This is a genomic window from Enterococcus sp. (assembly GCF_022711995.1).
GTDB lineage: Bacteria > Bacillota > Bacilli > Lactobacillales > Enterococcaceae > Enterococcus_D.
Window position 1 is genome coordinate 1 of record NZ_JALAHI010000004.1, and the last position, 11,939, is coordinate 11,939.

The 11,939-nt window shown below is 37.9% G+C and carries 9 protein-coding genes; 4 read left to right on the forward strand and 5 right to left on the reverse strand.

Features of this window, described 5'->3' with window-relative positions; genetic code table 11:
• Window positions 1-216 precede the first annotated feature (216 nt).
• Window positions 217-1,137, forward strand: a complete 921-nt coding sequence (locus tag Q0A12_RS00215) for an AraC family transcriptional regulator (RefSeq protein ID WP_291290718.1) — start codon at window positions 217-219, stop codon at window positions 1,135-1,137.
• 73 nt (window positions 1,138-1,210) lie between these two features.
• Here the strand turns inward: Q0A12_RS00215 and Q0A12_RS00220 are convergent, their stop codons facing one another.
• The 5 genes from Q0A12_RS00220 to Q0A12_RS00240 all read right to left on the reverse strand — a co-directional run bounded on the left by Q0A12_RS00220 (window position 1,211) and on the right by Q0A12_RS00240 (window position 9,111).
• The gene (locus Q0A12_RS00220; RefSeq protein WP_291290719.1) at window positions 1,211-3,850 is read right to left on the reverse strand and encodes a beta-galactosidase; all 2,640 of its coding nucleotides are present in this window, start codon (window positions 3,848-3,850) and stop codon (window positions 1,211-1,213) included.
• 149 nt (window positions 3,851-3,999) lie between these two features.
• Window positions 4,000-5,253, reverse strand: coding sequence for a glycosyl hydrolase family 28 protein (locus tag Q0A12_RS00225; protein ID WP_291290720.1), 1,254 nt, complete (start codon window positions 5,251-5,253; stop codon window positions 4,000-4,002).
• A gap of 435 nt (window positions 5,254-5,688) precedes the next feature.
• Window positions 5,689-6,522 (reverse strand): carbohydrate ABC transporter permease, encoded by an 834-nt coding sequence (locus Q0A12_RS00230; RefSeq protein WP_291290721.1) that lies wholly within the window; start codon window positions 6,520-6,522, stop codon window positions 5,689-5,691.
• Window positions 6,523-6,525: 3 nt separating this feature from the next.
• Entirely contained in the window at window positions 6,526-7,485 is a 960-nt protein-coding gene (locus Q0A12_RS00235) for a sugar ABC transporter permease (RefSeq protein ID WP_291290722.1), read from the reverse strand.
• A 321-nt stretch (window positions 7,486-7,806) separates the two neighbouring features.
• Window positions 7,807-9,111 (reverse strand): ABC transporter substrate-binding protein, encoded by a 1,305-nt coding sequence (locus Q0A12_RS00240; RefSeq protein WP_291290723.1) that lies wholly within the window; start codon window positions 9,109-9,111, stop codon window positions 7,807-7,809.
• 252 nt (window positions 9,112-9,363) lie between these two features.
• Between Q0A12_RS00240 and Q0A12_RS00245 the strand changes: the two genes are divergently transcribed.
• The 3 genes from Q0A12_RS00245 to Q0A12_RS00255 form a co-directional block, all read left to right on the forward strand.
• A complete protein-coding gene (locus tag Q0A12_RS00245) occupies window positions 9,364-10,020 on the forward strand; it encodes a DUF624 domain-containing protein (protein WP_291290724.1) in 657 nt (218 codons plus the stop codon).
• Complete coding sequence (locus Q0A12_RS00250; protein WP_291290725.1) at window positions 9,989-11,749, forward strand: histidine kinase; 1,761 nt, start codon at window positions 9,989-9,991, stop codon at window positions 11,747-11,749. The genes Q0A12_RS00245 and Q0A12_RS00250 overlap by 32 nt, the downstream gene beginning before the upstream one ends.
• Window positions 11,750-11,752: 3 nt before the next feature.
• Window positions 11,753-11,939, forward strand: a 187-nt coding sequence (locus Q0A12_RS00255; protein ID WP_291290726.1) for a response regulator, incomplete at its 3' end; no start/stop codon positions are given.

The following is an 11,939-nucleotide window of genomic DNA, read 5'->3' on the forward strand; positions in this document are numbered from 1 at the left end:
ATCAAGAGTTGTCGCTTTAAGGACGAAAAAGTTTTTTCAAGAAATTACTTACGAGATAAGAAGTTATTTCTTTCGGCGTGCATGTGGCGAAGTTGCCGGGAACTTTGGCTATTTATAAAAAAATTGAAAATAGTTGTCGTAACGGATAATGTAATTTGTTAAAATATCTATATATGCAAAATAATATCTTTTTTTAAAAGTTTTAAGGAGAATTCGATGTCCGATTTTGAGATTGATAATTTAAAAAACATTCACTTAGCTGAATACAAACAAAGTGAGCAAATGGATTTTGCAAATTCAGGCGATCATTCCTTCTGTTTGCTGATCATAAAGAAAGGCGAATGCTCCATCTCAGCAGCAACAAAAAGCTGGAAACTAAAAAATTCGCTTCTCCTTTTACGTGAGGATAGTATAAGCATCCTTCCTAAGGATGAACCGGCAGAGTTTCTTATTCTGACCTTTGAGACAACATTTAATCAGCTAAGTGAGGAACTGAATCATCCGCTAAAGCTTACTGCATCAATGAAAGAACGAGTTCTTTTTTTGCAACACGAACTTCAAAAAATTCAGCAATTGAAACGCCAAAAACCTTCTATCACTCATGATAAAATCATTAATGATTACTACTTTGTGACGCAGAGTCAAGTCATGCTTACTGTTAGCCAGTTAATACTTACTATAAATCAAGAAAAAATTTTAAAGAAAATGCCCGCAAATTATTTAGAGGCACTTACAAATTTAGACAACGAGGATGCCACCGAATATGAAATCACAAAATATGCTCACCTTTACCAATCCGATGAATTGGTAAAAAATATTATTGTCTTTATGGAAAACAATCTTGGACAACCATTAACGATCGAGTCAATTGCTCAGCACTTTTTTATCGGCACCTCTAGCTTGAAGAAACACTTCAAGGAAGTAACAAATGAAAGTATTATTTCTTTTTTCAAAAAGTTAAAAATAAAAAAAGCAAAGCAATATATTCTCGAAAACAAGATGAGTTATACGGAAATTTCTCAGACCCTTGGCTATCATTCAATCCATCATTTTTCTTCAGATTTTAAAAAAGCAACTGGGTACTCACCCAAAAATTACTATAGAGTAAACGTTCCTTTGAAACAAAAAAATCTATGAACAGGTTTCCCATTCACAGATTTTCTTTTCACATCCTGCTCTTTATGTTTATAAGGTGACCGTTTCGGCTGTTTTATAAACAGTCGCCAGTCGTTGTTTTTTCAGATTCATTCTGCCACTCAATGATTCGATAGGCATAAGTCGGGAGGATATGGGAACCTTGTTCTACGATTTGACCATTGAGGCGATCATATCCGGCCTTTTTCAACTGATATTCTGCCTCTTTGGCTTCCATATTGACAAGCCATATCTGAATATGCGCTCCTGACTTTCGCTGATATTTCACTATTCCTTCACCAACAGTCAACCATTGCCGATCGGATTCAAAAGGGAGGATCTCCTTTTCAGAAAACTTTTTCCACAGCTTACTTTTATTCAAAGATTGTGGGAGTCCACCCAGATAGATAATTTCTCCACTGTTTTTCTTTTGTTTCGCGATAATAGTTCGTTGATTCATCACTGCTTCGCTAGTCCAATCTTCCGGACAATCAAAAACCGTTAGTAAGCGATCCGCTGATTCTGACATGCCTTCATATAGAATCGGCGAACCATTTGCGGAGGCAAGGTATTGTTGAATATGATGAAGACCTAACCATTCTCCCAAACGGTCTAATCCATTGGTTGCGGGCCATGCCAGTTCTCTGGTACGATCGCCCGTTAAAGGTCCTAAAATCAGTTTGCCTCCCTGAGCTGTAAATTTTTGGAATTTTTCCAATACAGTAGAACTGATCCAACGTACAAATGGAACCAGTATTAAATCGTATTCCTCAAATGAGCTGTCTTCCGGAATAATCTCCACTCGTATGCCTTGGCGAATCAAACTGCCATAAAAATCGGTAAATAGCTCTCGATGATCATAGATACCGCCATTTTCTATTGAAAAAAAGCGTTTGGCATGATCCGAATACATCACAGCGATTTTTGCCGGGACAAATTCACTGCTTGCCAGAAGCGGTTGAATCTCTGCTCTTAATTTCCCTATTTCAACTACTTCTTCATAGCCGCGATCCGGTTCTCCCCATGCAGTAACCACCGCACTGTGAGGCTGTTCAACACCATAGCGATGTCCTCTAAAATGCCAAAAACTAAACACTTTTAAATTCCCGGCATAGCCGATAAATGCCTCACTGGTCACAAAACTTTTTGGTCTAGGTTCTGCATAATTCTCAATATGACCCGCATTTGCTGTGCAGGTTTCGAGTAAAAGCAACTCTCGCTGGTTGCTTTTTATATTACGCCAGCGGTCTAAGTTCATCGTATAGGCTGGATAGTTATCCGCAGGTGCATAGGTATCAAATCCAGTCACATCTAAGTCTGCAAACAAGGCCTCGTTTTGCAGATTAAAACCAAATGCTGTGTTATGAGTAATGGGCAATGTACATTCCATACGGATGAAGTGGCAAAGATCATGGGCAAATTCATTTAACGTTTCTGCCGTAAACCGTCTAAATGCATTCATCAATGAAGAGTTATGCAAAAAGGGCGTTCTCAAAGGAAGAATGACCTCCGTAAAGTCATCATACCATTCACTCCAGACCCTCGTTCCCCAACTTTCATTCATCTGTTCGACGGTTTGATATTCTTCTTGCAAAAACTGATGCCAGCGCTGTTGGCAAGTGGCACAATAGCAAAGATCAACGTGACATTTAAATTCATTGTCTAATTGGATCATGACAATATTTGGATACTTGCGCGTAAAAGCAGCAATTTTTTGCGTCAGTTGATATGCATGGCGGCGATAGTCTTCATTGTTCGTACAAACATGTTGTCGAGAGCCATGACTCATCGTCGTGCCGTCCTGGTTTTTGATTACCGCCTCTGGATATTTTTTTGTAAACCATCGCGGGGGTGTTGGTGTAGGGATACATAAACAAACATCAATGTCATACTTTTGATAGAGTTGCAACGCTCTTTCTAAAGTCGAAAAGTCATAGACACCTTCTTGCGGTTCCAATCGCTGCCAAATGAACTCCCCAATTCTGGCAAAATTCATCCCCAGCGCTTTCATTCGCTGGACATCCCTCTCAAATACTTCCTCTGACCATACTTCAGGGTACATACATGCCCCATAGTAATATTTAGAAAATAGCGCTGCCTCTCCCACATATGGCCTTAACCGGAGTGCGACATAACGAGCAATCATTTCCGCACCTTTCTTTGAAAAAGAGGGATTGTCTTGACTTCCATCCGGATATTTTTCTTCTGGTTTTAACCATAAAAATTTTTGTGTATCGCTGTCTGGTCCTTGATACATATAGTAGGTGTAGCGATTCAAATCAAAAAAAGGGATTTCTTGGCTTTGACTGATTCGCTTCAAAAAAGGCTGATAGTCAGTCAATGTGAGATGTGCTTCTGTCTCATCGATTCTTCCTACAACAGGTGAACATAGAATCGGCCGTCCCCCATGTTTTTTAATTTCCTTTATCATGGTCGTCAGATTATTCGTAAACTCGCTATAGCTAAGTTGATTTTCTGGGTGCTGATCCTTATAACCAAACTGAAGAAGAACGATATCGTTAGCAGATACGTTCTTGAGCAATGTATCAAAATGGCCCTCTTTCATGAATGATCGTGTGTTCCTCGACTGTGCAGCATTCAATACTTCTACTTCTTGATCCAAGTATTTTGGCAAAGCTTCTCCCCAGCTCATCATGGGCATTTGATCTAGTGAACATTCCGCCCTCGTTGAATCTCCACCTAAAATGATTTTCATAATGTCCTCCTTGACTTTCAGTTAAAACAAGATAGCGCTTCCCATCTTCTTTATTATAAGAAAATCAGCAACAAAAAACAGGGAAAAAATCGAGTAAAAAAGGGAAAATACTAGTTGAAAAGGAATCCGAAACGCTGTTTTTCCTCCTTCTAACGTTCATACCGATCATTTTGTTTACAGGTTTCTTCTAAAGCTGTGACCAAAACTTCCGTAAAAGAGATGTTTTCAACCCCAGCTATCTTGCCATACTCCACTGCCTGCAAAGAAACATTGCTGAAATGAAGATTTTTTATAGGGACATTCTTATTGCCTTCAATAAAAAATGCTCTGGAACGTACACTACCATCCCCTGTTGCAAGAACATTCTCAATCACGATATTCTCTACTTTTGCTGGACCAGCATCTTGAAAATCCTTGTCTTGCAATTTCTTCCAATAGACCGGGACATTCCCTTGGTAGTCTTTCGGAATTACGGGGTAGCTATACTCAGGATACCAGTTGGTCTGCAATAGAAATGGGAATTGGACATTCACCATATTTAAATCGGAGATTGCTACATTACGAATGTATCCTCCTCGATTCGATGCAGATTTGATTCGAAATCCGGCACCTGTCTGTTGAAACGTGATTCTACTGATAGAAATGTCTTCGATTCCGCCGGAAGTTTCACTACCAATCGCGATACCAGATCCCTTACCTAAGTGGCAATCTCTGATGGTGATATTCCGACAAACAGTCTTGTTCATGTAAGCCTCGGTTCCTCGTCCGGCTTTGATACAAATACTGTCATCATTACAGGAGACCCTTGTCTGTTGAATCGTCACATTTTCAGAAGAATCAATATCAATGCCGTCCGTACTAGGACCACTCGAATTTGCTACAGTCATTCCGTCGATCATCACATGGGATGAGTAGGTGATTTGTGTATTCCAAAATCCTGATTCAACGGAATGGATATCCTTTATGGTGATATGCTCACTCTGGAAGATCAATAAATTGCGTGGTCGTTTACAATCATAATCTGCTGCCCAGCGTAATCCTTTCTTGGCATACGCAGCCATCATGCCGCTTTTTCCATCTGTTCCCCAAAACGTATGCCACCAGCATTCCCCTTGTCCATCGATTTTTCCTTTTCCAGAAATTGTCACATCTGTTGCATCAAGGATATTTATCATCGCAGACGGCCATTTCATGTCGATCCCAGCCACCCGATTATCGATTTCCGGGTAATCAGCGAGTTCCTGACTACCATACAATATAGTGTCTTCGGATAAAACAAAATGAACATTGCTTTTCAAATAGATTGCCCCAATGATGTATTCTCCAGGAGGAGTAATAACCTGCCCTTTTACTTTTGAGGCGTGATCGATCTGTTGTTGCAGGCGTTTCGTGATATTTTCCATGATCCATTCTCCTTTTTGATTTTTTTGAAATAGAAGAATTGAAACGATCTGATTTATTCAAAAAAAACGATACTTCTTTTCTGTTACTTCATACGGTGTTATTCGCTTATTCGCTGATCTGCTGTATTCTTGCGGTGAATTTTTCCAAACAGAGAACCAACATGAGTAAATCAAACATTTTCAAATGGATTTCCGTCTCAATAATTTTCACTTGCAAGTGAATCTGCTCTAAAAAAGTCTAAAAGAAAGATGATACCCAAATTGCTGCATCATCTTCAACTCTATCTCAGATTACTCTTGTTCAGCAATGATCGGTGCTGATGCTATCTTAAAAGCCAGTGTGATTCTTTTTTTACTGTTGACCCTCTCAAGGGGGTCTTTGCTTTTCCTTCCAAAGATCAGTTGAAATCGGCGTCTATTCCTTTTATTGCTCGTTCATTTCAAACCTGTGGTACTAATCCCTTCTACGATATATTTTTGGAAAAGAAAGAAAATAAGTAATACCGGTAGCAGCGATACAACAGACATTGCGAACATAGCCCCCCAATTTGATGTACTGCTGGAATCTAAAAATTGTTTCAATGCGATTGAAACGGTATAGTTTTCTGGCCGTGTTAAATAGAGCATTGGTCCAATCAACTCTTCCCATTTCCAGTAAAAAGCAAAAATTGCTGCATTTGCTAAAGATGGTTTCATCAGTGGCAAAATCACTCTGAAGAAGATCCCTATTCGTCCACAACCATCCATTTTAGCCGCTTCATCTAAATCTGTCGGAATCGCTGATACAAATTGCACCATCATAAAGATGAAAAAAGCATGCCCAAAATAAGAAGGAATCGTTACAGGACGGATAGAATTGAGCCACCCCAAGTGATTGAACCACAAATACTGTGGAACCATGATGATTTCTTGAGGCAACATCATCGTTACTAATACACATGCAAACCAGAAGTTTTTTCCTTTAAAAGGTATTCTTCCAAATCCATAGGAAATCACTGCAGAAGAGCAAACAGCTCCTACCATAGCGATCAATGCAATACGCAACGAATTAAAAATATAGGTAACAAAGGGAATTCCTGCGATGCCTTGAAATCCTTTTGAAAAATTAGCCAAAGTCCAAGTTTTTGGCCACAATTGAGTCGCTGTTTGGAAAATATCATTATTGGGTTTGAATGCACTAAAGATTAACCAAAAAATAGGGTACAGCATAATAATTGCTGCAATTAATATCACTGCATCAAATAAGTAATTGTGCTTTTTGACTTCCATTTTTTAAACCTCCTCGTTTTCCTTGAATACCCAGAATTTTGATGTAGCGAAAAAGACAACCGTTATCAAACCAACCACTACTAATAAAATCCATGCCAGTGCGGAAGCATATCCCATCTTGAAGTCTGTGAAGGCTCTTTGATACATATACAACGAATAAACTAGCGTCCCGTTTCTAGGTGATCCTGTACCATTTGAAATGATATATGCAGGTGTAAAGGTCAAAAAAGCCATGATCGTTTGATAAACTAAATTGAAGAAAATAATTGGTGTCAATACGGGAATAGTTATCTTGAAAAATTGCCGTATCTTCCCTGCACCATCAATCTCTGCTGCCTCATAGTAGTCCTTTGGTATGTTTTTTAATCCAGATAAAAATATCAACATTGAGGAACCAAATTGCCAAGCAGCTAACAAGATTAAAGTCGTCAGTGCCAAACCCGGACTTTTAAAAAAGTAAACAGGATCAATTCCTACGGCTGTCAAGAGACCATTGATCAAACCGGAGTCACCGAATAAATTACGCCACATGATCGATACAGCCACACTCCCTCCTAAAATGGATGGAATGTAAAATAGCACTCGATAGACACCGCTTAATTTAGACGGGCGATTGATCAACATCGCTACAGCAAGAGCAACGATTAATCGTAAAGGTACCGCAATGACTACATATTTTAATGTCACCAACAACGACTGCATAAATTTCGGATCATTAGTAAAAATCGTCTTAAAATTAGCAAGACCAACAAATTTCGCTTCGGTCAACAAATCATAGTCATGAAAAGACATAAAAAGTGAGATTCCCATTGGAACAATAATAAACGCAAGAAACCCTACAATGAACGGTGAAATAAATAGATATCCCATGACTAAATTTTGCTTTGATTCCGGTAACCGACTAAACCAAGTTTTCATTTTTCCATTTTTGCTTATAGGCGTAGTTTTTGACTGTATTTCCATAATTTTCACTTCCATCTTTCTATATTTGATTCCGCTTACAGTTCGATTTTATCGGTTTTAACCATCACTTTGAATGTAAAAAAAAGTGCAGAAATGTGAAAAAATAGAGAGACTATGTCATTGTGTGCTTTAAAAATAGAAAGCAACAAAGCTGAAGTCCAAGTGAGGATAAAGAAGAATCACTGAATGAAAGCCGTTTTCCTGTCTGGTAGCGCTGAAAACTGTCCATCTCGTTTCCACTAAACTACAGGTGTCCTGCCGCTTTGTTCAAATGATCGGTCTCTATTACTTAGGCTTCCGCCTCATTGCCCATAAAATTATTTATTCGTAGTTTTCGGCAAAAATTTCTTCACACTTCTTAGTAAATGCATCATACGTTTCGTCTGGCGTCATTGTGCCATAGGTGATTTCTGCATATAGTTCTTTGAAATAAGTGTTTATTTCAGCAAAGCCGATTGGCGGAACAGGAGATGGATCGCCAACGATATCTGCAATATCATCTAAGAAATCCGAAGATTCTTGTTCATCCGGTGTCATATCTGGGTAAAGTAACTGCTTGATGGCGTCATTTGCAGGTATGCCACGCTCTGTACCAATGATTTTATTGGCTTCTTCACTATTTACCAGAAAATCAACAAATTTTGCTGCTGCATCTTTTGCTTTTGATTTATTTGAGATGGAATAGAAAAAACCTGGTCGATAAGCCATTGCACCATTTTCTGAATCAAAAGGTCGTGTTAAGTTCATCTCTACTCCATCTGCTGCAGAAGCCTTGTAAGTCAGATATTGATTGGACCAAGTCATCATATAAGCTGCTTTTCCTTGTGAAAATGGGTATTCGTCAAAACTTTTGGCATTACTGGTTACTTCAGCCGTAGGCAGGGCTTTATCTTTTGACAGATCAGTAATTGCTTGCATGAAATTGACCCAATTCTCTTTTGAGAAACCAATTTCTGGCTTTCCATCAGCATCGTAACGGTATAGATCTTCCCCTTTTGTCCGTAAATAATACTGCATGATCGTACTATTATCATTATTGTCATTCCACCCATATTCCCCAGTAGCTTTCGCAATGGTTTTTGAGCTGTTGACCAAGTCTTCAAAGGAATACGTATCAAAATCGATAGCAGCTCCCCCTTTTTCTACCATTGAAGGGTTATAAAGCATCGCCATTGTGTTTACGGAAGCAGGTACGCCAAAGACACTACCATCTAATTCTCCTGTAGCTAAAATAGAATCTTTGATATCATCCGTTTTGATTTCTTTCCCGATAAATTCTGACATATCTGCTAATTGATTTTTCGTTCCATATTGAGCAATATACTGTAAGTCCATTTGAATAACATCCGGTAATTCACCGGATGCTGACTTAGTTGCTAGTTTCTTCCAATAATCATCCCAAGACCCATATTCATACTCTACTTTGATGTCTGGATTTTCCTTTTCAAAGGCCTTGATAGATTCAATGTATTTTTCATGTCTTACTTCTGAACCCCACCAAGTAAAGGAGATCGTTGTTTTCCCATCCTCACTCCCTGAACTCTCTTCATCTGCTTTGTTTCCACACCCGGTCAGCACAAATCCCAGTAATACTAAGCTGATTGTTTTAAAAAACTTTTTCTTCATCTCTTCTACACCCCTTCTTTGTTTACGCTTACATGATGATTGTAGCGAACTAAGCAGATAATAAAAATGAAAAAAAAAGAGTAAATATGTAAAAAATCAGAGTGCCCGTTTCGCAGATACTGGCGAAAAAAGAGAAAACCAGAGTAAAAATGTGAAAAAAAAGAGGTCCTCTAATTTTCGCAGTTTTCTATGCTATACTATCCGTGAAAATGCTTTCTTTACTATCATTCAAAGGAACAGGAAGGTGTAGGCATGAAACATGTACAACATAGTCTAATGAATTTTTTTACCATTACAGCCTATATGGCAAAGTTAAATATTTTATGGCTGATCTTTACACTCCTAGGAGGTATCGTTTTAGGTATAGGTCCTGCAACAGCTGTTACAGTTCGTTTTTTATACGAATTTCGTACAACCGGTCACGACTACACCATCATCGATTTTTATCAGACATATAAAAAATGTTTTCGGGTATTTTCACTTGTTGGTGCACTTTGCTCAATAATGATTCTTCTGCTTTTATTCAACTTGAGAATTCTGATCCTTTTTTTCACTGGTATTCCTTGGCTCAGTACATTCTATGTGGTATTCCTGTTACTCTTCGCATACTGTGAACTCATCTTCTTTTTAACGTATGCAAAGGCCAAAGAGAGTTCTATCAAGCAAAGTATCTACGCGAGTATATTTATGATTTTCCGATATCCTCTACACGGAATCGCTTTGATCGCTTCTTGGTACATTTTAATCATGATAATGGGAACAAAGACATCTTTGTTTTTGATTGCGGGGATTTCCACTTTACTATTTTTCGCTGAATTTTTTCATAATCAAATGATCAGAAAAATGAAAGAACTACAAATAAAAAGAGGATCAGATCATGCAACAACAAAAGCTAATCAGCCATTTTAAAAAGCAGTCATTCCAGAATCAGTTACAGATTGTATTTTTTTTAACTGTAGCAATCATTATTAGTTTTACTTTGATGTTGACGCTTGTTTGGCGTCAGGCTTACATGACACAGATTAAAGAATCTGCTTACAAAGATATTTCCATTATCTCTAACAATATCGCCAAAAAATTGGCTTCAGTCGAATCACTTTCTTTTCGGATCATTGACACGTCCACGATCCAACAGCAGTTACAAGAGATTCTGCAGACAGATTCTTTACAGTCATTGGAATTAATGGACCAGAAAAAAAAGCTGAGCAATGAAATAAATGATCTCGTAAGAAACGAATCGACCATTCAAAACACTTATCTTTTTAGCCCCAAAAATGAAAATTTAATCAATTTTATTGCTGAGACAGAACATGTTTTTAATGGTTATACGATTAAAGAAATGATTGCAACATTACCCAATGAACCTGCTAAAGGGAAGTGGTTTTTTTCTGAAGATCTCTCACAAGCAGTTTATTTACGAAAAATCTACTCCACCATTGACTTTTCTTTACAACACATTGGAACAGTTATTTTTTTAGTAAATACGTCTTTCTTTCGCAATGAAATTGAAAACCTTCCGATTGCTTCAACTAAAAATCAATTTTTGTTAAAGCATAATGGGGTATTTTATAGTCCAACGGGGGACGATGTATACATTCAAGAACTTCAACAGTTACTTCAAAAAAATGAGAACGCTTTATCCGAATCTATCGGTACCCTCTCTTTCCATAATCAACGCTATTTTTTTGCTGCCAATAATAAACTCATGCAGGATATGCAATTTATTTATTTACTGCCAGAAAATCAAGTTTTGGCTGATCTCTATCGCCTGCAGTGGCTGTCTATAGCGGTCAGTCTGCCATTGATTTTATTTGTGATCTTTTTGATTCGTAAAATCAGTAATCAGCTTACCAAACCGTTAACTAGTTTAGCTTCTCAAATGGCCACCCTTCAAGAAACAAAGCAGCTCGAATCGCTTAAACCATTAGCTTCTCCGGAAAATAGCCAGCAGGAAATCAATGTCCTTTATGACAGCTACAACACTATGATCCAAGAGTTGAATACTTTGATAAAAGATAATTATGAGATGAGGATCTTGTCTCAAGAAATTGAATTTAAAGGCTTACAAGCGCAACTGGACCCTCATTTTCTTTATAATACATTGGACTCAATCAACTGGATTGCTATCGATAATCAACAATGGCAGATTTCTGAAATGGTAACCTCTCTAGCCTATTTATTCCGCAAAAAAATCGATACAAAATCCGACTTTACGAGTATTCAAGACGAGCTGGATATCGTTCACGCCTATATCAATATCCAAAAAGTACGTTTTGGTAAACGCATTGAGTATATTGAAGTAGTTCTAGTCAACGACTTATCTTTTCTGATTCCTAAGCTCTTGATTCAGCCATTGATTGAAAACGTTTTTAAATATGCGGTCAATGATATGAAACAGACGTGCCGATTGGTCCTTAGCATTGAACAAAAAGACAACTATCTGCAGGTCAGTGTGTCAGATAACGGTCCTGGTTTTAAGCAAGACTTTTCAATCGAACGTGATAGTGGAATTGGTTTATCTAACATTCAAAAACGATTACGCATTCATTATGGGAAAGAAGCCAAGCTCATGATTTCATCCTCTATTCCATTCAACAAAACGGTTGTTCGCTTTGTCATTCCAATCAAAGGAGAATAAAACATGAAAAATATTTTAGTCATTGATGATGAAGAATTAATTGCCAATGGTGTTGCCAAACTCGTAGCTACATTTGACTTACCGCTAAAAAACAAGGGAATTCTAACTGACAGTGAGGAAGCATTACAAATTTGCCAAGATGAAATGATCGATATCGTTATCACCGATATCAATATGCCTAATTTAAACG